At 73.8% G+C, this 22,373-nt stretch carries 21 protein-coding genes; 15 read left to right on the plus strand and 6 right to left on the minus strand.

Annotation, left to right across the window (positions count from 1 at the left end):
* Positions 1–135: 135 nt before the first annotated feature.
* Positions 136–1,254 carry a TDT family transporter gene (locus AC5WAM_RS33380; protein WP_495519811.1) on the minus strand — a complete coding sequence of 373 codons (1,119 nt, stop codon included), beginning with the start codon at positions 1,252–1,254 and terminating at the stop codon, positions 136–138.
* Between the two features lie 70 nt (positions 1,255–1,324).
* Here AC5WAM_RS33380 and AC5WAM_RS33385 point away from each other — a divergent pair, with 70 nt between their 5' ends.
* On the plus strand, positions 1,325–2,284 hold the full coding sequence (locus tag AC5WAM_RS33385) for a LysR family transcriptional regulator (RefSeq protein WP_495519812.1): 960 nt from the start codon (positions 1,325–1,327) through the stop codon (positions 2,282–2,284).
* Between the two features lie 71 nt (positions 2,285–2,355).
* On the opposite strand, the gene AC5WAM_RS33390 is transcribed toward AC5WAM_RS33385, so the two are convergent.
* From AC5WAM_RS33390 to AC5WAM_RS33400, 3 genes are all read right to left on the minus strand, one after another.
* Positions 2,356–3,060 (minus strand): gamma-glutamyl-gamma-aminobutyrate hydrolase family protein, encoded by a 705-nt coding sequence (locus AC5WAM_RS33390; RefSeq protein ID WP_366789707.1) that lies wholly within the window; start codon positions 3,058–3,060, stop codon positions 2,356–2,358.
* 32 nt (positions 3,061–3,092) lie between these two features.
* On the minus strand, positions 3,093–4,544 hold the full coding sequence (gene eat / locus AC5WAM_RS33395) for an ethanolamine permease (protein ID WP_366789708.1): 1,452 nt from the start codon (positions 4,542–4,544) through the stop codon (positions 3,093–3,095).
* 150 nt (positions 4,545–4,694) lie between these two features.
* Positions 4,695–5,420 (minus strand): FadR/GntR family transcriptional regulator, encoded by a 726-nt coding sequence (locus AC5WAM_RS33400; RefSeq protein WP_366789709.1) that lies wholly within the window; start codon positions 5,418–5,420, stop codon positions 4,695–4,697.
* A 78-nt stretch (positions 5,421–5,498) separates the two neighbouring features.
* Between AC5WAM_RS33400 and AC5WAM_RS33405 the strand changes: the two genes are divergently transcribed.
* The 6 genes from AC5WAM_RS33405 to AC5WAM_RS33430 all read left to right on the plus strand — a co-directional run bounded on the left by AC5WAM_RS33405 (position 5,499) and on the right by AC5WAM_RS33430 (position 12,719).
* Positions 5,499–6,863, plus strand: coding sequence for a glutamine synthetase family protein (locus AC5WAM_RS33405; protein ID WP_366789710.1), 1,365 nt, complete (start codon positions 5,499–5,501; stop codon positions 6,861–6,863).
* A gap of 8 nt (positions 6,864–6,871) precedes the next feature.
* Positions 6,872–8,242: an aldehyde dehydrogenase family protein gene (locus AC5WAM_RS33410; RefSeq protein ID WP_495519813.1), complete on the plus strand. Its 1,371-nt coding sequence runs from the start codon at positions 6,872–6,874 to the stop codon at positions 8,240–8,242.
* On the plus strand, positions 8,239–9,021 hold the full coding sequence (locus AC5WAM_RS33415) for a 3-oxoacyl-ACP reductase (protein ID WP_495519814.1): 783 nt from the start codon (positions 8,239–8,241) through the stop codon (positions 9,019–9,021). Before AC5WAM_RS33410 ends, AC5WAM_RS33415 begins: the two co-directional genes overlap by 4 nt.
* Positions 9,022–9,098: 77 nt before the next feature.
* Positions 9,099–10,403, plus strand: coding sequence for an HAD family hydrolase (locus tag AC5WAM_RS33420; RefSeq protein WP_495519815.1), 1,305 nt, complete (start codon positions 9,099–9,101; stop codon positions 10,401–10,403).
* A 22-nt stretch (positions 10,404–10,425) separates the two neighbouring features.
* Complete coding sequence (locus AC5WAM_RS33425; protein ID WP_495519816.1) at positions 10,426–11,724, plus strand: HAD family hydrolase; 1,299 nt, start codon at positions 10,426–10,428, stop codon at positions 11,722–11,724.
* 53 nt (positions 11,725–11,777) lie between these two features.
* On the plus strand, positions 11,778–12,719 hold the full coding sequence (locus tag AC5WAM_RS33430; protein WP_495519817.1) for a DUF2510 domain-containing protein: 942 nt from the start codon (positions 11,778–11,780) through the stop codon (positions 12,717–12,719).
* Between the two features lie 24 nt (positions 12,720–12,743).
* On the opposite strand, the gene AC5WAM_RS33435 is transcribed toward AC5WAM_RS33430, so the two are convergent.
* Positions 12,744–13,970, minus strand: coding sequence for an amino acid deaminase/aldolase (locus AC5WAM_RS33435; protein WP_366789716.1), 1,227 nt, complete (start codon positions 13,968–13,970; stop codon positions 12,744–12,746).
* Between the two features lie 730 nt (positions 13,971–14,700).
* Here AC5WAM_RS33435 and AC5WAM_RS33440 point away from each other — a divergent pair.
* The 3 genes from AC5WAM_RS33440 to AC5WAM_RS33450 all read left to right on the plus strand — a co-directional run bounded on the left by AC5WAM_RS33440 (position 14,701) and on the right by AC5WAM_RS33450 (position 17,954).
* Positions 14,701–15,864, plus strand: a complete 1,164-nt coding sequence (locus tag AC5WAM_RS33440) for a hypothetical protein (protein ID WP_495519818.1) — start codon at positions 14,701–14,703, stop codon at positions 15,862–15,864.
* Positions 15,864–17,132: a type VII secretion-associated serine protease mycosin gene (gene mycP, locus AC5WAM_RS33445; protein WP_495519819.1), complete on the plus strand. Its 1,269-nt coding sequence runs from the start codon at positions 15,864–15,866 to the stop codon at positions 17,130–17,132. The genes AC5WAM_RS33440 and mycP overlap by 1 nt, the downstream gene beginning before the upstream one ends.
* Before the next feature lie 93 nt (positions 17,133–17,225).
* Positions 17,226–17,954, plus strand: coding sequence for an SseB family protein (locus AC5WAM_RS33450; protein ID WP_366789719.1), 729 nt, complete (start codon positions 17,226–17,228; stop codon positions 17,952–17,954).
* A gap of 3 nt (positions 17,955–17,957) precedes the next feature.
* Here the strand turns inward: AC5WAM_RS33450 and AC5WAM_RS33455 are convergent, their stop codons facing one another.
* Complete coding sequence (locus AC5WAM_RS33455) at positions 17,958–18,347, minus strand: DUF1844 domain-containing protein (RefSeq protein ID WP_366789720.1); 390 nt, start codon at positions 18,345–18,347, stop codon at positions 17,958–17,960.
* A gap of 355 nt (positions 18,348–18,702) precedes the next feature.
* Here AC5WAM_RS33455 and infC point away from each other — a divergent pair, with 355 nt between their 5' ends.
* The 5 genes from infC (at position 18,703) to AC5WAM_RS33480 (ending at position 22,320) form a co-directional block, all read left to right on the plus strand.
* Positions 18,703–19,362, plus strand: a complete 660-nt coding sequence (gene infC / locus AC5WAM_RS33460; protein ID WP_078868995.1) for a translation initiation factor IF-3 — start codon at positions 18,703–18,705, stop codon at positions 19,360–19,362.
* A gap of 105 nt (positions 19,363–19,467) precedes the next feature.
* Positions 19,468–19,662, plus strand: a complete 195-nt coding sequence (rpmI, locus tag AC5WAM_RS33465) for a 50S ribosomal protein L35 (protein WP_030560333.1) — start codon at positions 19,468–19,470, stop codon at positions 19,660–19,662.
* 104 nt (positions 19,663–19,766) lie between these two features.
* Complete coding sequence (gene rplT, locus AC5WAM_RS33470) at positions 19,767–20,150, plus strand: 50S ribosomal protein L20 (protein WP_016642495.1); 384 nt, start codon at positions 19,767–19,769, stop codon at positions 20,148–20,150.
* Between the two features lie 106 nt (positions 20,151–20,256).
* A complete protein-coding gene (locus AC5WAM_RS33475; protein ID WP_495519820.1) occupies positions 20,257–21,114 on the plus strand; it encodes a TrmH family RNA methyltransferase in 858 nt (285 codons plus the stop codon).
* Between the two features lie 57 nt (positions 21,115–21,171).
* Positions 21,172–22,320, plus strand: a complete 1,149-nt coding sequence (locus tag AC5WAM_RS33480) for a sensor histidine kinase (RefSeq protein ID WP_138958659.1) — start codon at positions 21,172–21,174, stop codon at positions 22,318–22,320.
* Positions 22,321–22,373 lie beyond the last annotated feature (53 nt).

Here is a 22,373-nt window from a genome sequence, read left to right on the forward strand (position 1 = left end):
CCGTATCCGGCGCGGAGTACCGGAATGATACTGGCGTTGATGCCTTCCGTGCCTTGAGGTTTGTTGCTGGCAGCGGCGTACGTGGAACCTGGCGGGGGCGCCGGTTGAAGTAGCGCAGGCCTCCTTTAGGCGAAGCTACTTCTGCTGAGGTGTTGCGAGCAGCCGTCCGCTGAGCAGGCCCCGGGCCGTCTGCGCCAGGGCCACCGACCACGCGGTCACGAGGACGGCGAAGAGGGCCGCGGCCAGCCAGTCGTAGGCGGCGAGGCCGGTGTGCCGGCCCAGGCCCGCGGCGCCGGTGACGCAGGTGCCGACGGGGAAGGTGAAGGCCCACCAGGTCATCGCGAAGCCCATGCCCGCGCGCCGGGCGCGGACCACCATCGCGGTCGCGAGGGCCAGCCACATCAGGGCGAAGCCGAGCACCGGGACGCCGTACAGCACGGCGAAGACCGCGAAGCCCTGGTCGTAGGGGGCGGGCAGGACGCCCTGAGCCACGTCGGCGAACTTGTTGGCGGCGGTCGTGGACTGGCCGAGGGGGCCGAGGACCAGGAAGACGGTGGGGGTGAGCGCGAGCGGCAGCGGGGGCCCGGTGACCAGGCGGGCGAAGATCAGCGGAAGCATCACCAGGGTGGCGAGCAGACTGATGCCGAACATCGCGAAGCAGGCGTAGAGCAGGGCCCTCTGGGCCTGCCCGGGCGGCAGGTGGGGCACGAGCAGCGGGCCGAGGGCCGCGGCGACCATGGGGGCCACGACGGGAAGCAGCCACACCGGGGACGCCTGGTCGGCCGCGATCTTGTGCCGGACCACCATCAGGTACGGGATGGCGACCGCGGCCGCGAGGCCGAGCGCCGCCCCGGCGGTGAACAGGACCGTGTCGAGGACGACCGCCGCGCCGACGCCTATCCAGTCCCGGCCGACGAGCAGGGTGGCGCCGCCGACCGCGAGCAGGGCCATGGAAAGACAGCCGTAGAACGGCGCCACGGCCGGGTCGAGGAGGTGTGCGCGGGCCTGGTCCCGGTGGTGCGCCCAGTGGGCGGCGCGCGCGAGCAGGAGCGCGGTCAGCATCAGCAGGGACAGCGCCCACACGGCGGCGCAGGCCGTGCGCAGACCCGGTACGTCGTACGGCAGCGCGACGCCCGCGTTGGCGATGATCGCGGTGCCCATGACGGACGCGTACCAGTTGGGGCCGAGGTGCCGGACGGCGGCGAGCGGGGTGCCGGGGCGGACCCGGGGGCGACTGTGTGCTGCGGTGACCATGGCTCCACGGTGCGCCCCGGTGGTCCGGCCCACCAGAGATCTTGGAGCTATGAGGGCATAACCTGGGGTTATGAGCTCAGCGTCGTCGCCCCGGCCGGACCGGCCCGGCCCGTCGGACCCCGTGCCGGGGGTGCCGCTCGCACACCGGGTGCCGGACCTGGCGGCCCTGGAGCTGCTGCTCGCCGTGGCCCGGCTCGGCAGCCTGGGCCGGGCGGCGCGGCAGCTCGGCATCTCCCAGCCCGCCGCGAGCGGGCGCGTCCGGTCCATGGAGCGGCAGCTCGGCGTGGCGCTGGTGGACCGCTCCCCGCGCGGCTCGCGGCTGACGGAGGCGGGCGCCCTCGTCACCGACTGGGCGCGGCGGATCGTGGAGGCGGCCGAGGCCTTCGACGCGGGCGCGCAGGCGCTGCGGGACCGCAGGGACTCGCGCCTGCGGGTGGCGGCGAGCATGACCATCGCCGAGTACCTGCTGCCCGGCTGGCTGATCGCGCTGCGCGCCCGGCGTCCGGACACGGCCGTCTCGCTGCTCGCGGGCAACTCCGCCGAGGTCGCGGAGCGGCTCCTCGGCGGCGACGCGGACCTCGGGTTCGTGGAGGGCCTCCAGGTGCCGACCGGCCTGGACGCGGCGGTGATCGGGCACGACCGGCTGATCGTGGTGGTCGCGCCCGGCCACCCCTGGGCGCGGCGGCGCGCGCCGCTCGCCGCCCCCGAGCTCGCCGGGACGCCGCTGATCCTGCGGGAGCGGGGCTCCGGCACCCGGCAGGTCCTGGACACGGCCCTCGGCGGGCTCGCGGCGCCGCTCATGGAGCTGTCCTCCACCACCGCGGTGAAGTCGGCCGCCGTGAGCGGGGCCGGGCCCGCCGTGGTCAGCGAGTTGGCCCTCGGTGACGAGTTGGCCGCCCGCCGCCTGGTGCGTGTGCCGGTCGAGGGGGTGCGGCTGCGCCGCGAGCTGCGGGCCGTGTGGCCGACGGGGCATGTGCCTGCCGGGCCCGCGCGGGAGCTGCTCGGGCTCACGCGGGGGAGTGCCCCGTAGCGGCGCGGGGAACTGCGCGACCAGCCACAACGGGCCCGCGGCCGCCCGGCGCGGTACGGTCGGCCGAGCGCTCAGCCGCGCGCTGCCGCGGCCCGTACCAGCGCCTCCATCACCCGGGTGTCCGTGCCCGCCTCCGGGTGCCACTGCACGCCAAGGACCCAGGCGGGGCCCGGCAGCTCGACGGCCTCGACCGTGCCGTCGTCCGCGTGGGCGCAAGCCAGCAGGCCCCGGCCGATGCGGTCCACCGCCTGGTGGTGGTACGTGGGCACGTCCGTGGCCGCGTCGGGCACGGCCGCGGCGTACCGCGTGCCGGGGACCGGCCTGACCGCGTGCGTGCTGAAGACGCCGGGGGCCTTCGCGTGGCCGTCCAGGTGCTGGACCAGGGTGCCGCCCAGGGCCACGTTGAGGAGCTGCATGCCGCGGCAGATGCCGAGCAGGGGCGTGCCCGCGGCCAGGGCGGCCCGGATCAGGGCGAGTTCCCAGGCGTCCCGCTCCTTCGCGGGCGGGCCCGTGCGCTCCTCGCGCGCGGCGCCGTAGTGGGCCGGTTCCACGTCGGGGCCGCCCGCGACGACCAGGCCGTCGAGGCGGGCCACGACGTCCGCCGCGTACGCGGGGTCGTCCGGCGGCAGCATCGACGCGAGGCCGCCCGCCGCCTGCACCAGGCGCGGATACCCGGCGGGCAGCAGCGCGGCGGGCAGCGTCCACACGCCCCAGCGCGCCTCGGCCTCCAGATAGGTGCTCACGCCGATCAGCGGGCGCTTGCCGTTCCCGTTCACCTTCTGCTCCCTCTGCCTTGTCGCTAGGTGGGTCAGTTCCGTTCCAGCTCGGCCTCGGCCGCGGCGAGGGCCGCGAACTCCTCCTCCGGTGCCCGCGCCACCAGATGCTTGCGGCTGTACAGGCCGAAGTACGCGATCGCCACTCCGTACACGCCGAGCGCGATGAACGCCGCCGTGACGTCCACCAGGAACGTCGCCACCAGGGCGGCACAGGCGAGGGCGAGCGCCACCGAGGAGGTCAGGATGCCGCCGGGCGTGCGGTAGGGCCGCTCCAGGCCCGGCTCGCGGCGGCGCAGCACGATGTGGGAGAGCGACATCAGGGCGTACGAGATGGTCGCGCCGAAGACCGCCACGTTCAGCATGCGCGCGCCGTCGCCGCTGGCGGCGGCGAGCGAGAAGCCGATCGCACCCGGCACGAGCAGCCCCAGATAGGGCGCCTTGCGGCTGCTCGTCAGGGACAGGAAGCGGGGCAGGTAGCCCGCCCGGGACAGGGCGAAGAGCTGGCGCGAACCGGCGTAGATCAGGGAGAAGAAGGAGGCCACGAGGCCCGCGAGGCCCGCGTAGTTGATGACGCGGCTCAGGCCCGTGCGCTCGCCGTCCGGCTGGAGCGCGTCCACCAGCGGGTTGCCGGTCGACTGGAGGGCGGCGGAGCCGCGCGCGCCGGCCGACGCGAAGAACGTCAGGAGCGCGAGCGCGACCAGGATGAGCATCGACCAGCGGATCGCCCGCGGCAGCGTGCGCGCCGGGTCCTTGGTCTCCTCGGCCGCGAGCGGTACGCCCTCCACGCCGAGGAAGAACCACATGCCGAACGGGAACGCCGCCCAGATGCCCAGGAGCCCGAGCGGCAGCCACGAGGTGGCGCCGAAGGCGTCGTGGTCCACGGGGATGTCGTTGAGCTTGGAGCCGTCGAAGTCCATGAACGCGCCGACGGCGAACACCAGGAGCGCCGCCACCGCGATGCCCGTGACGACGAAGCTGAACCGCAGCGCCTCGCCGACGCCCCACAGATGGATGCCGATGAAGATCACGAAGCAGGCGAGGTAGACCGGCCAGCCCGACTCCAGGCCGAAGAGGCCGAGCGACTCCACGTAGTCGCCGATGAAGATGGAGATCGCGGCGGGCGCGAGGATGTACTCGATGAGGATCGCCGTGCCGGTCAGGAAGCCGCCCCAGGGGCCGAGGGCGCGGCGCGCGAAGCCGTAGCCGCCGCCCGCCGTCGGCAGGACGGACGACAGCTCCGCGAGCGAGAAGACCATGCAGGTGTACATCACGCCCATGAGCGCCATCGCGATGGCCAGGCCGCCGAAACCGCCTTCCTTCAGGCCGGAGTTCCAGCCCGAGTAGTCGCCGGAGACGACGTAGGCGACGCCGAGGCCGGTGAGCAGCACCCATCCCGCGTTGCCGCGGCGCAGGGCGCGCCGTTCCAGATAGTCGTCGCCTTCGGCGGCGCGCGCCTTCGGCGGTTCCGTGGACTCCAGGCTCATGCGGGGCTCCCCCTGCGGGATTCAATGGATTGGCGGCATACCTTTGCGGTGTGGAGGCATACCTTCGCGGTGCGGGCGGACAGAAAGCAAGACCCGTGCGTAACGTGCTGGTTAACCGGCGGGGGCGCGAGGGGGAGCCCGCCCCGCCGCTCAGGTCAGGAATCCGCGCAGCAGGGCGGCGGTGCCCGCGCAGTGCTCGCGCATCATCTCCCGCGCCCCGTCCGCGTCGCCGTCGAGCACGGCCTCCACGAGGGCGGTGTGCTGGCGCTGCGAGTGCTCCAGGTTGCGCACGAGCAGGGGGATGCAGTCGAGCAGGTCGTTGACCGTCGCGCGGACCGCCGCGTACTGCGCGGCGAGCGTGGGGGAGCCGGACAGCTCGGCGAGCGTGAGGTGCAGCAGGGTGTCCAGGCGGCGGTAGTCGGCGAGCGGCGCGTCATGGGTGCGGGCGAGGGCCTCGCGCAGCCGGTCGGCCTGCTCGGCGGTGAGGCCGTGCGCCGCGCACAGGCCCGCCGCGCCCACTTCGAGCACCTCGCGGAAGCGCAGCGCGTCCTCCACGTCCACGTCGGTGACCCGGCGGCGCAGCTCGGCCTCGCCCGGCGCCCCGGCGCGCGGACGCACGAAGGTGCCGCCGTAGCGCCCGCGCCGCGACTCGACCAGGCCCTGGTCCTGGAGCACCTTCAGGACCTCGCGCAGCGTGACCCGGCTGATGCCGAGCAGATCGGCCAACTCCCGCTCTGCGGGCAGCCGTTCGCCGCCGGGCACCAGGCCGAGGCGGACCACCTGGAGGATCTGCTCCAGGGCCTCCTCGAAGCCGTTGCCCGCCCGGACCGGTCGCAGCACCTGAATGAGGCGATCCTCGCCCCGCGCGTGGGACATCTGCCCGTACCCCCTTCCCAAGCAATGGTTCTTGCCCATACCTTATGGCCACTCGGCTGACCCAAGGAGGCTTTTCCCGTGGCAGACCGCACACCCCCGCTCGGTGTCGAGGAGCTGCGTGCCCTCGTGGCGAGCGGCGAGATCGACACTGTCGTCCTGGCCTTCCCCGATATGCAAGGGCGGCTCCAGGGCAAGCGGTTCGCCGCCCCGTTCTTCCTGGACGAGGTCCTGGAGCACGGCACGGAGGGCTGCAACTACCTCCTGGCCGTCGACACGGAGATGAACACGGTCGACGGCTACGCGATGTCCTCCTGGGACCGGGGCTACGGCGACTTCGCCATGCGCCCCGACCTCTCCACCCTGCGCCGGCTGCCCTGGCACGAGGGCACCGCGCTGCTCATCGCCGACCTGGCCTGGAACGACGGCTCACCCGTGGTCGCGGCCCCGCGCCAGATCCTGCGCCGCCAGCTGGAGCGGCTCGCCGAGCACGGCTACACCGCGCACGTCGGCACGGAGCTGGAGTTCATCGTCTTCAAGGACACCTACGAGCAGGCCTGGGACGCGGGCTACCGGGGCCTGACCCCGGCCAACCAGTACAACATCGACTACTCCGTCCTCGGCACCGGCCGCATCGAGCCGCTCCTGCGCCGCATCCGCAACGAGATGGCCGGCGCGGGCCTGACGGTGGAGTCCGCCAAGGGCGAGTGCAACCCGGGTCAGCACGAGATCGTGTTCCGCTACGACGAGGCCCTCGTCACCTGCGACCAGCACGCGCTGTACAAGACCGGAGCCAAGGAGATCGCCGCGCAGGAAGGCGTGTCGATCACCTTCATGGCGAAGTACAACGAGCGCGAGGGCAACTCCTGTCACATCCACCTCTCGCTCCAGGACGCCGACGGCACCAACGCCATGGCCGGGGACGGGCCCGGCGGCATGTCGCCCGTCATGCGCCACTTCCTCGCCGGGCAGCTCGTGGCGCTGCGCGACTTCAGCCTCCTGTACGCGCCCCACATCAACTCGTACAAGCGCTTCCAGCCCGGCTCCTTCGCGCCGACCGCGGCCGCCTGGGGCTACGACAACCGCACCTGCTCCCTGCGCGTCGTCGGCCACGGCCGCTCGCTGCGCTTCGAGAACCGGCTGCCCGGCGGCGACGTCAACCCGCACCTGGCGGTCGCGGGCCTGGTCGCGGCGGGCCTGTACGGCATCGAGCAGCGCCTCGAACTGCCCGAGGCGTGCACGGGCAACGCCTACACCGCCGACTACGAACACGTCCCGACGACGCTGCGCGAGGCCGCCGAGCTGTGGGAGAACAGCCCCGTCGCCAAGGCCGCGTTCGGCGACGAGGTCGTCGCGCACTACCGCAACATGGCGCGGGTCGAGCTGGACGCCTTCGACTCCGCGGTGACCGACTGGGAGCTGCGCCGCTCCTTCGAACGCATGTGAGGCCCGTCTTGCTCGAAGAACTCCAGGTACTCAACCCGGCGACGGAGGACGTCGTCGCGACGGTCCCCGCCGCGACCGCGGCCGACGTCGACGCGGCCGTCGCCCGCGCCGTCACCGCGCAGACCGCGTGGGCCGCCGTCGCCCCGGCCGACCGGGCACGACTGCTGCGCCGCTTCGCCGCCGTCATCGACGGCCACATCGAGGAACTCGCCCGGTTGGAGGTCCGCGAGGCCGGACACGTCATCGGCAACGCGCGCTGGGAGGCGGGCAACGCCCGCGACCTGTTCGACTACGCGGCGGGCGGCGTCGAGCGCCTCAACGGCCGCCAGATCCCGGTCCCCGGCGGCCTCGACGTCACGATCCTCGAACCCCTCGGCGTCATCGGCGTCATCGCGCCCTGGAACTTCCCGATGCCCATCGCCGCCTGGGGCACCGCCCCGGCCCTCGCGGCGGGCAACGCGGTCGTCCTCAAGCCCGCCGAGGCCACCCCGCTGACCGCGCTGCGCCTGGCCGCACTCGCCCTGGAGGCGGGCCTTCCCGAGGGCCTGTTCCAGGTCCTGCCCGGCGAGGGCGCCGTCGCCGGGAACGCGCTCGTCGAGCACCCCGACGTCGCCAAGATCGTGTTCACCGGCTCCACCCGCGTCGGCAAGCAGATCATGGCCAAGTGCGCGGACCGCGTGAAGCGCGTGACCCTCGAACTCGGCGGCAAGAGCCCCAACATCGTCTTCGCCGACGCCGACGTGGAGGCCGCCGCCCTCGCCGCGCCCGGCTCCTTCCTCGACAACTCGGGCCAGGACTGCTGCGCCCGCACCCGCATCCTCGTGCAGCGCTCCGTGTACGACCGCTTCGTCGAGCTCCTGACGCCCCTGGTCGAGTCGTACGTCGTGGGCGACCCGGCCGACGAGAAGACCCAGATGGGCCCGCTGATCTCCCGGGCCCAGCTGAACCGGGTGCGGTCGTACGTGCCCCCGGGCGCGGGCATCCGCGGCAGTGCCCCCGAAGGGCCCGGCTTCTGGTTCCCGCCGACCGTCCTCACCGACGCCGGGCCCACCTCACCGGTCGCCGTCGAGGAGGTCTTCGGGCCGGTCGCGGTCGTGCTGCCCTTCGAGGACGAGGCCGAGGCGGTCCGCCTCGCCAACGCCACCGAGTACGGCCTCTCGGGCTCCGTCTGGACCCGGGACGTGGGCCGGGCGCTGCGCGTGTCCCAGGCCGTGCGGGCGGGCAACCTGTCCGTCAACTCGCACTCCAGCGTGCGCTATTGGACCCCCTTCGGCGGCTACGGCCAGTCCGGCCTCGGGCGCGAGCTCGGCCCGGACGCGCTCGCCGCCTTCACCGAAACCAAGAACGTCTTCATCAGCACGGAAGGGCCCGCCCAGTGACCGAAGAGATTGTCTGCCGCCGCCTCGTCGGCCGTACCGCCGTCATCACCGGCGCCGGCAGCGGCATCGGCCTCGCCACCGCACGCCGCCTCGCCTCCGAGGGCGCGCACGTGGTCTGCGGCGACATCGACGACACCGCGGGCAAGAAGGCCGCCGAGGAGGTCGGCGGGACGTATGTGAAGGTCGACGTCACCGACGCCGAACAGGTCGAGGCGCTGTTCAAGACGGCGTACGACACCTACGGCTCGGTCGACATCGCCTTCAACAACGCGGGCATCTCACCGCCCGACGACGACTCCATCCTGGACACCGGCCTGGAGGCCTGGAAGCGCGTCCAGGAGGTCAACCTCACCTCCGTGTACCTGTGCTGCAAGGCCGCCATCCCCTACATGCGGCGCCAGGGCCGGGGCTCCATCATCAACACGGCCTCCTTCGTGGCCCGGATGGGCGCCGCGACCTCGCAGATCTCCTACACCGCGTCCAAGGGCGGCGTGCTCGCGATGTCCCGCGAGCTCGGCGTGCAGTTCGCCCGCGAGGGCATCCGCGTGAACGCGCTGTGCCCGGGCCCGGTGAACACCCCGCTGCTCCAGGAGCTGTTCGCCAAGGACCCCGAGCGCGCCGCGCGCCGCCTGGTGCACATCCCGGTGGGCCGCTTCGCCGAGGCCGAGGAGATCGCCGCCGCGGTCGCCTTCCTCGCCAGCGACGACTCCGCGTTCGTGAACGCCACGGACTTCCTCGTCGACGGCGGCATTTCCGGGGCGTACGTCACGCCCCAGTAGTTCACCCAGAGGCCACCCACCGATCAGCCGGGCGTCGCACGACGCCCGGCTGACCTGCGTAGACAGGCACCGTGTTCATGAAGATCAAGCATCGCTGGTACGCGGCGGCCGCCGCCCTCGCCGTCGCCGGGACCGGCCTCGCCACCACCGCCCAGGCCGCCCCCGCCCCCCGCGCCGCGCACGGCACCGCCGCCGCGAAGTGCCCCGCCCTCACCGTCTCGAAGGGCTGGTACGGCGACAACAAGGACCGCCTCCAGCGCCTCCTCGACACCTACGGCCGCTGCGGCGACGGCTACGGCAAGCACGACAAGCCCCTCGCCGTCTTCGACTGGGACAACACGGTCATCAAGAACGACGTGGGCGACGCCACCATGTTCTGGATGCTGCGCCACGACAAGATACGCACCCCCGAGCGCGGCGACTGGCGCACCACGAGCCGCTATCTCACCGCGCCCGCCGCCAAGGCCCTGGCCGAGGCCTGCCCGGCCACCGGCCGCACCCTGCCCACGCGCACGCACACCGCCTGCGCCGACGAGATCGCCGCCGTGTACGGCGAGGGCGCCACGACCACCGGCAAGGAGGCCTTCGCGGGCTTCGACCACCGCCGCATGGAGCCCCAGTACGCCTGGTTCGCCCAGCTCCTGCGTGGCTGGAGCCCCGCCCGCGTCAAGGACTTCGCGGCCGCGGCGCGCACGGAGAACCTCGCCGCGCCCATCGGCGCCGAGCAGCGCGTCGGCAGCGGCAAGGTCACCGGCTGGGCCCGCTACTACGACCAGCAGCGCGATCTGATCCGCACCCTCAAGAAGGCCGGGTTCGACACCTACGTCGTCTCCGCCTCGCCCGAGCCGGTCGCGGAGGTCTGGGCCAAGGGCGTCGGCCTCGACGCCCGGCACACCCTCGGCATCCGCAACGTCACGCGCGAGGGCCGCCTCACCGCCCGCCTCAAGGGCTGCGGCTCCGTCAAGGACGGCGCCGACTCGATGATCACGTACATCGACGGCAAGCGCTGCGCCATCAACGAGCGGATCCTCGGCGTGCGCGGCAAGGCCGCGGAGAAGGTCCAACCGGCCGCGAAGCGCCAGGTGTTCGCTGCGGGCGACTCCGACACCGACGTCTCCTTCCTGCGCGACGCCACCGGCCTCAGGCTCGTCCTGAACCGCAACAAGACCGAGCTGATGTGCCGCGCCTACGACAACGGCGACCGGCGCTGGCTGGTCAACCCCATGTTCATCGAGCCCAAGGGCAAGCAGCCCGCGCCCTATCCGTGCGCCACCACCGGCTACACCGGCCGGGACGGCACGAAGGCCCCGGTGCGCCGCGCGGACGGATCGGTCATCAGGGACCAACAGGACACGGTGTACGGGGGTTCAACGACCTCGTAGGACTGCTGTACCGTCCACGCACATGCGTAACAGAAACATTCTGGCGCTGACGCTGGCCTCGGCCGCCACCTTGGTGGCCGGGCCCGTCACGCTTCCCGCTGCCGCCGCCACGGCCGCGCCCGCGTCGCACACCGGCGCCCACTGTCCCCAGCTCTCGAAGAAGCTCACCTGGTACGGCGACAACCGCGCCCGGCTGCAGAAGGTCATCGACGAGCGGGGCACCTGCTCCAACCCGCACCTCGGCCACGGCCAGAAGCGCCCCGTCGCCGCCTTCGACTGGGACAACACCGTCGTCAAGAACGACGTCACCGACGCCACCATCAGCTGGGCGCTGCGGCACGACAAGATCCTGCGCCCCAAGAGCTGGAAGTCCTCCAGCAAGTGGATGACGGCCGCGGGCCACCGCGCGCTCACCCAGGCCTGCGGCACCACGGTGCCCGTCGGCAAGCCGCTGCCCACGTCCACCAACACCGCCTGCGCCGACGAGATCCTCCAGATCCGCGAGGACGGCACCACGATGAGCGGCGCCGCCGCCTTCGCCGGGACCTGGCACCACCGCCGCACCGTCCCGCAGTACGCCTGGGTGCCCCAGCTCTTCGCGGGACACACCGTCAAGGAGGTGGAGACGTACGCGAAGAAGGCCCGCACCGAGGCCCTCGCCGCGCCCGTCGGCACCACCCGCACCATCGGCAGCCACACCGTGCCCGGCTACGCGCGCTACTACGCCCAGCAGCGCGACCTGATCCGCACCCTGAAGAAGGCCGGATTCGACGTCTACATCGTCTCCGCGGGCTCCGAGCCCGTCGCCGAGGTGTGGTCGCGCGGCGTCGGCATCGACCGCGGGCACACCATCGCGATCCGCTCCGTCCTGGACGGCAAGGGCCGCATCACCACCTGGAACCAGGGCTGCGGCGGCGTCGGCGTCAACAAGGGCGACGTCATCCCGTACATCGACGGCAAGCGCTGCTTCATCAACCAGGAGATCTACAAGGTCAAGGGCAAGAAGGCCTGGGACAAGCAGCGCTGGAGCAAGCGCATCGCGGTCGGCGGCGGCGACGCCGACACCGACGTGACGTTCGTCGGCGACGCCACCGGCGCGCACCTCGTGCTGAACCGCAACAAGGGCGAGTTCATGTGCCGCGCGTACGACAACGCCGACGGCCGCTGGGTCGTGAACCCCATGTTCATCGAGCCGCTGCCGCAGAAGCCGGGCACCTACCCGTGCGCGACCGCCGCGTACAACGAGCCCGACGGGCGCAAGGGCCCCGTCCTGCGCGAGGACGGCTCCGTGGTCCCCGACCAGCGGGACACCGTCTACTGACCGCGTGACCGGCTGGTTGTACCGGCCGGCGCGCCACGTCCTAGAGTGCCGGGATGAGCATGTCGCCCCCGCCCGGCTGGTACCCGGACCCGTCCCGACCCGCCGTCGAGCGCTGGTGGGACGGGTCCGCGTGGACCGAGCACCGGCGCACGCCCGAGGCCACGGTCCACCTGGTCCGGGCGCGGCCGGAGCTCGCCGCCACGGCGGTGCGGCCGCTGCCCGCGCGCACCGGCGGGCGCCGTGCCAGGGCCGTGGCGCTCGGCGCGGCCGGTGCGGTCCTCGTCGCCTCGATCGTCACCGGCTTCCTGGTCCTCCAGGACGACGACGGCGACCCCACGGCCGGGCCCGCGCCCACCGCGCAGGCGCCGGACGCACCGACCCCCACGGCAGCCTCGCCCACCGCGTCCCCGTCCGCCACCGAGGACCCGGACCTCCTCACCGACGAGCTCAACGGCATCACGCTGCCCGTGCCCGACGGCTGGGAGAAGGCCGACCACACCGTCGGCGACGAGCTGACCCTGCAGACCCCGAACACCTACGACTGCCCCGGCGACCCCGGCTTCTGCCGCCACGGCACGATCACCACGCGGACGGTGACCGGCACCGACGAGCGCTCGCCCGAGAAGCTCGCCAGGCGCGACATCAAGGACGCCGCCGACGCCGCGTACGACCACGACGCCCTCGACCGCGAGCCGTTCGGCGGCATCACCCGGCACGCCCAGGTCAAGAGCGGCACCGTCGCGGTCGCGGGCCGCGGCGGCTACTTCGTACGGTGGCGCGTCCACACCGAGAAGGGGCCCGGCGGCTACGTGCAGTCCCTCGCGTTCCCCTCCAGCACCGGCTCCGAGGCCATGGTCATCGTCCGCGCCAGCGTCGACGCGGCGGACGGCGCGCCCCCGCTGTCCGACATCGACGAGCTCGTCGACGGGATCAGGCCCATCGGGGACAACGCCACCGGCGGGGGAGTGGGCAGCAGCGTGGGCCCGACGCCGTAACCCGGGCCTGACCGCGGCACGGCTTCACAGGAAGGTGTGGCCCTCGCCCCGGTACGTCGGCACGGTCTCCTCCACCCGGTCGCCCACGACCAGGTGCAGCTCCGCGAACCGCTCGCACAGCTCACCTGCCTTGGCGTGCCGGAACCACACCTTGTCACCGATCCGCAGATCGTCCGCGGCGGACCCGAGCAGCGGCGTCTGCACCTCGCCCGCGCCCTCCTGGGCGGTGTAGCGCAGCCCCTGGGGCAGATACGGCACCGGCGACCGGTCCGCGCCCGCGACCCCCGACGCCGGATAGCCGCCGCCGAGCACCGTCACCACGCCCCGGCCCGGCCTGCGCACGACGGGCTGGGCGAAGAGCGCCGCCGGACGCCCGCTGAACGACGTGTAGTTGTCGAACAGGCGCGGCACGTACAGGCCCGACCCGGCCGCCACCTCCGTGACCACGTCCTCGGCCGCCGTGTGCTGCACGCTGCCGGTGCCGCCGCCGTTCACGAATTCCAGGTCGGGCACGGCGTCCCGCACCGCCCGGATGGTCGCCGCGCGCCGGTCCGCCAGCTCCCGGCGCGCGGCGGACTGCATGAGCCGCACCGCCCGGGACTTGGCGGGGTGCCCCGCGACGGCGTCCCCGACCCCCGCGACGTGCCCCTCGTACGCCATGACGCCGACGAGCCGGAAGCCCGGCCTGCGCGCGATCGCCCGGGCGAGGGCGGCGACCTGGGTGGGCTCGTGCAGCGGGGAGCGCTGCGTGCCGATCCGCACCCGGCCGCCGAGCAGCCGCAGGGAGGTGTCCAACTCCAGGCACACGCGCACCACTTCGCGCCCGTCGCCGCGCGCCTCCTCGATCAGCCGCAGCTGCGCCGGGTCGTCGACCATCACCGTCACGGCCGCCGCCAGCTTCGGATCCGCCGCGAGCTCGGCGAAGGCGGCGCGGTCCGCCGAGGGGTACGCGAGCAGGACGTCGTCGAAGCCGGAGCGGGCCAGCCACAGCGACTCCGCGAGCGTGAACGACATGATCCCCGCGAACCCGTCCCGCGCGAGGACCCGTTCCAGCAGGGCCCGGCACCGCACCGACTTGCTCGCGACCCGGACGGGCTTCCCGCCCGCCCGGCGCGTCAAGTCGTCGGCGTTGGCGTCGAACGCGGTCAGGTCGACGAGCGCGAGCGGCGCGTCGAGATGTGCCGTGGCCCGGTCGTAACGGGCCCGGTCCGCGGTCCTGTCTCCGGTGAAGTCAGCGGCTCCGCCTGTCATGGGCGCAGCCTGCCAGACACGGCTACCCGAGGGTAGGGGGACGTTCCGGGCAGATCACCCGGTGGCCTGGACTGGGTTCCCGTGGGGCTCATGTCAACCCGTAAAGTGACGCGCACGCAGGGAGCGCGCGACGCGACGGAACGGGGGGTGCATGAGCACGGAGGCGCGACGGCCCCCCGTCCCCCCACGTTCCGGTACGCCACCACGGCTGCCGACCGAGACCCACGAAACCCCCGCCGCCCCGGCCCCTCCCGCCGAGCCCGCCGCCCCGGCCCCTCCCGCCGAGCCCGCCGCCCCGGCCTCTTCCGCCGAGCCCGCCGCCCCGGCCTCTTCCGCCGAGCCCGCCGCCCCGGCCTCTTCCGCCGAGCCCGCCGCCCCGGCCTCTTCCGCCGAGCCCGCCGCCCCGGCCTCTTCCGCCGAGCCCGCCGCCCCGGCCTCTTCCGCCGAGCCCGCCGCCCCGGCCTCTTCCGCCGAGCCCGCCGCCCCGGCCCCGGTCTCCGCCCCGGCCCCGGCGTCCGTCCCGGCCTCGGCGTCTGTCCCGGCCCCGGCGTCCGCTTCGGCCCCGGCGTCCGTCCCGGCCGCGCCCCGCACCGCGGCGGAGCCGCCCCCGCCCCCGGCGAGCGCCCGTTTTCCCGACGCGCGCCCCCCTGCGGTGGTGCCCCCGCGCCCGTCCCCGGACGCCCTCGCGCCCCCCTCCGCTCCTTCGCTCCCGCCCGAACACGAGGCCGCGGTGGCGGACTTGCTCGCGCCCTTCGACCGGGCCGCGCCTGACCGGGCGGCGGCCGTCGAGGCAGAGGCGGCCGGGGCGGACACCGGTACGGATGCCGGTGCGGACACCGGCGCGGCTGCCGGGACGGGCACCAGTGCGGACGCTGGTACGGGCACCGGTACGGATGCGGGGACGGACGACGCGGGCGACGAGGGCCCCGTCGGGCCGCGCCGCGCCACCGCGGGCCCCGTGTCGCCCGCCACCTCCGCCGTCGAGGACGCCCCGCCCCCGCCCGCCTCCGCCCGCCTCCCGGACGCGCCCCCCGCCGCCCCGGCGTACCCGCCGCGTCCCGCCGCGCACCGGCCGTTCGTGTTCTTCGCGCGGCCCGCGCTCTACGACGACACCACCGCCAGGCCGCGCCCCGTCGCGGCCTGGCTGCGCCCCCGCGCGGCCGCCGCCGCGGCCTGTGCCGTCCTCGGGCTCGGGCTCATCGGCGGTGCCGTCACCGGGAGTTGGCTGACCGGCGAGTCCGACGCGGCGGGCAGCTCCCGCTCGACCTACGCCACCGCGGGGACGCTGTGGCACAGCCTGCCCGTCGACGCTCTGTTCCCACCCGCCATCAAGGGCGGGGGCGCGGGCCCCGGCGGCGCCGACCGGGTCTGGAACCGCGTCGCCGTCGCCCCCGACAGCGGCTGCGCCAAGGCCTTCGACCCGCTGCTGCGCAAGGCGCTCGCCCCCGTGGGCTGCCAGCGCCTGCTGCGCGCCACCTACACCGACGCCACGAAGAGCCACCTCACCACCGTGGGCCTGCTGTTCACCACGGCGGACGCCGACGCCATGCACGCGCTGCGCACCCGCTTCGGCCAGGAGGGCCTGGACCGGCGCACCGATCTGATGCCCCGCGCGTACGCCGCCCCGGGCACCCCCGCCGCGGGCTTCGGCGACGCGCAGCGGGCCACCTGGACCCTGTCGGTCCTGCCCGACGCTCCCGTCGTCGCCTACGCCGTCTCCGGGTTCGCCGACGGCCGTGCCGTCACCGAGCCCGAACCCGCCGCCGACGCCATGAGGGCGGGCGCCGCCTCCGCCCCCGCCCAGGCGGGACTCGGCCACGACGCCAAGGGCATCGCCGACCGCGTCGAGCGCAGCCTGCGCAAGACCGCCACCGCGGCTCCGGAGACCTCCTGATGAGCACGCCGAGCACACCGAGCACGCCCGGCTCGCAGGGCACGCCCGGCCCGCAGGGCACACCGGGCACATCGGGCACACCGGGCCGGGAGCGGCCGACGCGGTGGCACGCGCCGGCCGCCGCCGCCCTCGCCGGAGCCCTCGCGCTGCTGCCCGCCGCCCCCGCCCGCGCCGACGACGGCATCCGCGCCCAGCAGTGGGCCCTGGACGCCATGGGCACCGGCCAGGCCTGGCGCACCACCAAGGGCGAGGGCGTCACCGTGGCCGTCCTCGACACCGGGGTCGACGGCTCCCACCCCGACCTCAGGGGCAGCGTCCTGCCCGGCAAGGACATGGTGGGCTTCGGCGCCCGGCGCGGCGACCGGACCTGGGCCCGGCACGGCACCGCCATGGCCGGGATCATCGCCGGGCACGGCCACGGCGAGGGCCGCGGCGACGGCGTGCTCGGCATCGCCCCCGGCGCCCGGATCCTGCCGGTGCGCGTGATCCTGGAGGACGGCGACCCGGCCCGCAGGAAGGCGCGCCAGTCCCGCGGCAACGCCCTCGCCGAAGGCATCCGCTGGGCCGCCGACCACGGCGCCGACGTCATCAACCTCTCCCTCGGCGACGACTCGAAGTCCGCGCACCCCGAGCCCAGCGAGGACGCCGCCGTCCAGTACGCCCTCAAGAAGGGCGCCGTCGTCGTCGCGTCCGCGGGCAACGGCGGCGAGCGCGGCGACCACGTGTCCTATCCCGCCGCCTACCCGGGCGTGATCGTCGCGACGGCCGTGGACGAGAACGGGGCGCGGGCCTCCTTCTCCACCCGCCGCTGGTACGCCACCGTCAGCGCCCCCGGTGACGACATCGTCATCGCCGACCCCGACCGCAAGTACTACGAGGGCTGGGGCACCAGCGCCGCCTCCGCCTTCGTCTCCGGCGCCGTCGCCCTGATCCGGGCCGCCCGCCCCGGCCTCGCCCCGGCGCAGGTCAAGCGGCTCCTCCAGGACACCGCCCAGGACGCCCCCGCGGGCGGCCGCGACGACTCCCGCGGCTTCGGCCTCATCGACCCCGTGGCCGCCCTCGGCCGCGCCGCCGCACTGAAGCCGGACTCCCTGCGGGCCAGGGCCCACGGCGGGGCGTACGCCAAGAAGTACTTCGGCCCCGGCCCCGACGAGGCGCCGGACGACACCGGGTCCTCGGGCTGGCTGGGCCCCGTGGCCGGAGTCGCGGGCGTGGCCCTGCTCGCGGCGGCCGCGTACCTCTGGCGAGGGCGCCCGCGCCGCCGCTGAGCAGCACTTCCCCGAGCCGCGCCTCGCGGTGCCGAGGGACGGGCGGGTGGGTGGGCGACTCCCGCCGCGAAGCGGCGGGCTAGTGTCGACGGCGTGCAGACAAAGAACATCCCCGACCCCGGCTTCTCCGACGACGACGGCTCCGCGGCTCCGGAGCTGCGCGCGGCCCTGGAGGCGTGGTCCCAGGACCGAACTGCCCACGGCCCGGTCCTGAAGGCCCTGGCGAACGCCAGGCTCCTCGTGCCCGTCGTGGCCGTCCTCGGCGAGGTCGAGGAGGACGAGAACGGCCTGCGCCGGGAGAAGACGAGCGACATGGCGGTGCCCACGCTCAAGGCGGGCAAGCGCACCGCCCTGCCCGCCTTCACCTCCACCGAGGCCCTCGCCTTGTGGGACCCGGGAGCCCGCCCCGTCGCCGTACCGCTGCACCAGGCCCTGAAGGCGGCCGCCCACGAGAAGGCCGACACGATCGTCCTCGACCTCGCGGGCCCCGTCCCCTACGAGCTGAACCGCGCCGCGCTCATCGCCCTCGCCGAGGGCCGCCACAGCGCCGACGCGCTCACCGACCCGGCCGTGCGGGAGGCCGTGCGCACCGCGGTCGCCGCCGAGCCCGCCGTGCTCCGCGCCCACCTCGGCCCGGGCACGGCCGACGGCACCCTCGCCCTGGTCCTCGCCCCGGGCGCCGCCCCGGCCGAGACCGCCCGGCGCCTGGCCGGGGCCCTCGCCGCCGACGAAACACTGAGGGCCCGCCTGGTGCGCGGCCTCGACCTGGCACTGCTGCCGGCCGAGGCGACGCCACCGGGCGAGCCCCTCTACGTACGCTGACGGCTAGCCGAACACCGGCCCCGTGTACTTCTCGCCGGGGCCCTGGCCCGGCGCGTCCGGCACCACGGAGGACTCGCGGAACGCCAGCTGCAGCGACTTCAGGCCGTCCCGCAGCGGGGCCGCGTGGAAGGAGCTGACCTCCGTCGCGCTCGCGTCCAGCAGACCGGCCAGGGCCTGGATGAGCTTGCGGGCCTCGTCCAGGTCCTTGTGGGTCTCGCCCTCCTCGGCCAGGCCCAGGTTCACCGCCGCCGCGCTCATCAGGTGCACCGCGACCGTCGTGATCACCTCGACCGCGGGCACGTCCGCGATGTCGCGGGTCATGGCGTCGAAGTCGGGGCTCTCGGCGGAGGCGGCCGAAGGGGCCGGCGATGGCGTGGGGCTTGTGTCACTCATGTCCCACACCCTAGAGCCGCCCGCGAGCCGTTAGCCCCACCCCCCAGGACCTGCTAACCTTGGGTGACGACCGGCCGGATGCCCACGTACGAACGAGGGATCCGGCCCACAAGTGGAGGCTCCGAACTCCCACCTGGCCGCTCCCCGAGCGGCGGGTCACCGGTCAGGCGGACCGCACCGAGCGTGCAGGCCCGCCCGATGCGCCCCGTGGTCACCACGGAGGTGCTCCGGTAGTTGTGTGGAGCCCCGCTGTGATCAGCCGGGGCATTTTTTGTGCCTCCGGCGGGTTGGTCGAGAAAACAGACGTTACGCGGCTGTCCGCCAGACCGTCGCGTGGTGCTACCGAGGAGGATCCATCAGCGCCGAGCCCCGCATCAACGACCGGATTCGCGTTCCCGAGGTGCGACTTGTCGGTCCCAGCGGCGAGCAGGTCGGGATTGTCCCGCTTGCCAAGGCCCTGGAGCTTGCGCAGGAGTACGACCTGGACCTGGTCGAGGTCGCGGCGAACGCCCGTCCGCCCGTGTGCAAGCTCATGGACTACGGGAAGTTCAAGTACGAGTCGGCCATGAAGGCCCGTGAGGCGCGCAAGAACCAGGCGCACACGGTCATCAAGGAGATGAAGCTCCGGCCGAAGATCGACCCGCACGACTACGACACCAAGAAGGGTCACGTCGTCCGGTTCCTCAAGCAGGGCGACAAGGTCAAGATCACGATCATGTTCCGTGGTCGCGAGCAGTCCCGGCCGGAGCTCGGCTACCGGCTGCTGCAGCGCCTCGCCGAGGACGTCCAGGACCTCGGGTTCATCGAGTCGAACCCGAAGCAGGACGGCCGCAACATGATCATGGTCCTCGGTCCGCACAAGAAGAAGACCGAGGCGATGGCCGAGGCCCGTGAGGCCCAGGCGGCCCGCAAGGCGGACGCGAAGGCCAACCCCGGCAAGTCGCAGAACGCCGCCGAGGGCGAGCTTTCCGAGGCTCCCGCCGAGGCCCCGGCCGAGGCCCCCGCCGAGGCCTGATCCCCGGACGCGAGTCCAGGGATGCCAACCGAACACATGACGCTCCCGGATGCCCGGTTTCGCGACCGGGCATCGGAGCGCCACTGACGAGGAGAGAACGGCGCTATGCCGAAGAACAAGACGCACAGCGGTGCCAGCAAGCGCTTCAAGATCACCGGCTCCGGCAAGGTGCTCCGCGAGCGCGCCGGCAAGCGCCACCTGCTCGAGCACAAGTCGTCCCGTCTGACGCGTCGCCTCACCGGCAACGCCGAGATGGCCCCGGGCGACGCCAAGAAGATCAAGAAGCTTCTCGGCAAGTGACGTCGCGACCCCCGGTGACGGGGGTCACGCGACGCCAGGACCGGGACATCAGTCGAATCGGGCCGTGTGACGACCACCACGGCCCCGCTACAAGGAGTTAACAAGTGGCACGCGTCAAGCGGGCAGTCAACGCCCACAAGAAGCGTCGGGCGATCCTCGAGCAGGCCAGCGGCTACCGCGGCCAGCGGTCGCGCCTGTACCGCAAGGCGAAGGAGCAGGTCACCCACTCCCTCGTCTACAACTACAACGACCGCAAGAAGCGCAAGGGCGACTTCCGTCAGCTGTGGATCCAGCGCATCAACGCCGCTGCCCGCGCCAACGGCATCACCTACAACCGCTTCATCCAGGGTCTGAAGGCCGCCAACATCGAGGTGGACCGCAAGATCCTGGCCGAGCTGGCCGTCAACGACGCCAACGCCTTCGCGGCGCTCGTCGAGGTCGCCCAGAAGGCGCTGCCTTCCGACGTCAACGCCCCCAAGGCCGCGTGACGTCGCACTGAGCTCGAACCGTGACTGGACCCGCAGGCGCTCTGAGCCTGCGGGTCCAGTCGCGTTCCCCCCTCCCTCCCGACCCCGTACAGCGGAAAGCGACTCGATGGCACACGGTCCCGAACTGATCTCCCCGCGTTCGCCGCGCGTCAGTGGCGCGCGGCGGCTTGGCAAGCGGAACTTCCGGGGGAAGGAGCGGCTCTTCCTCGCGGAGGGACCGCAGGCGGTGCGGGAGGCGGGCGGGCACCGCGGCGGCGGACAGGCCACGCTCGTGGAGCTGTTCACGACCGTCGAGGCCGCCGAGCGGTACGCGGACATCGTGGCGGACGCGCGCGCCGCGGGGGCACGGGTGCACCTCGCCGACGAGAGCGTGATCGCCGAGATCTCGACCACCGTCACGCCGCAGGGGCTCGTCGGGGTGTGCCGCTTCCTCGACGTGCCGTTCGAGGAGATCCTCGCCGGCCGCCCCAAGCTGGTGGCCGTGCTCGCGCACGTGCGCGACCCCGGGAACGCGGGCACCGTGCTGCGCTGCGCGGATGCCGCGGGCGCCGACGCGGTGGTGCTCACCGACGCGTCCGTGGACCTGTACAACCCCAAGGCGGTGCGCGCCTCCGTCGGCTCGCACTTCCATCTGCCGGTGGCCGTGGGCGTCCCCGTCGAGCAGGCCGTACGCGGCCTGAAGGCGGCCGGCGTACGCGTCCTGGCCGCGGACGGCGCGGGCGAACACGACCTGGACGCCGAGCTCGACCAGGGCACCATGGGCACCGAGACCGCCTGGATCTTCGGCAACGAGGCCTGGGGGCTGCCGGAGGAGACCCGCGCACTCGCCGACGCCGTGGTGCGCGTTCCGATCCACGGCAGCGCGGAGAGCCTGAACCTCGCGACCGCGGCAGCCGTATGCCTCTATGCGTCCGCCCGTGCACAGCGTGCCGCCGGAGGGTGCCGCTCCGTCACCCCCGGCTAGTAGTGTGTCGGGCTCGGGGGCCCACTGCGCCAGCTCCGAGAGGCGGGGATAAGGGGAATGAGCGTCGGCACGAGCAGAGCACCGGGGGTGCGGGGCATCCTGTGCCCTCCCGCGGGCCACGCGGGCCCGGCGGGCCCCGGTCTCGGAGAGCTCGGCATCGACCCGGACGACCTGCCCGACGGCCTCGTCGTCGCCGACGAGAGCGGGCGCGTCATCTGTTTCAACGCCGCCGCGGCGCGCATCACCGCCGTGCGCGCCGCCGACGCGCTCGGCATCCGCATCGAGAGCGCCCTGCCCCTGGAGGACCTCGAAGGGCGCCGGTGGTGGCAGGTGACCGACCCCTATGGCGGCCTCGTCACGCGCGTCGCCCAGCCCGAGCGCAATCTGCTGCTGCCCGGCGGCCGGGAAGTGCTCGTCTCCGCCCGTTACGTACGGTCGCGGCCCAAGGGCCCGCTGAGCCGCCTCGTCGTCTCGCTGCGCGACACCGAGGCCCGGCGGCGCACCGAGCGCAGCCACGCCGAGCTGATCGCGACGGTCGCCCACGAGCTGCGCTCCCCGCTGACGTCCGTGAAGGGCTTCACCGCCACGCTGCTCGCCAAGTGGGAGCGGTTCACCGACGACCAGAAGCGGCTGATGCTGGAGACCGTCGACGCCGACGCGAACCGGGTGACCCGGCTGATCGCCGAGCTCCTCGACATCTCGCGCATCGACTCGGGCCGCCTGGAGCTGCGCCGCCAGCCCGTCGACATCGGGGCCGCCGTCGGGCGCCACATCCAGGCCCACGTCGCCGCGGGACAGGACGCGGACCGCTTCCTCGTCCGCCTCCAGCAGCCGCTGCCCGACCTGTGGGCCGACCCGGACAAGATCGACCAGGTGCTCAGCAACCTGCTGGAAAACGCGGTGCGCCACGGCGAGGGAACTGTCACCATCGACGTGGCGCCCTCGCCGTCCCTGCGGGTGCGGGGAGCGACCGACACCGCGGTCACCGTCAGCGACGAGGGATCCGGCATTCCGGAGGAGTCGATGGGCCGCGTCTTCACCCGCTTCTGGCGGGGCAGCAAACGCGGCGGGACGGGACTGGGGTTGTACATCGTGAAGGGCATCGTCGAGGCACACGGCGGCACGATCACCGTCGGCCGCGCGGCGAGCGGCGGCGCCCAGTTCCGATTTACCCTGCCCGTGGGGGCCCCGGCGTACCTCCAGTGAGGACGCCCTGAGCAGCCCGCGGGCGCATCCGTTCACCACCACCCCGTTAGACT

This window comes from Streptomyces sp. JLYT201, assembly GCF_059448825.1.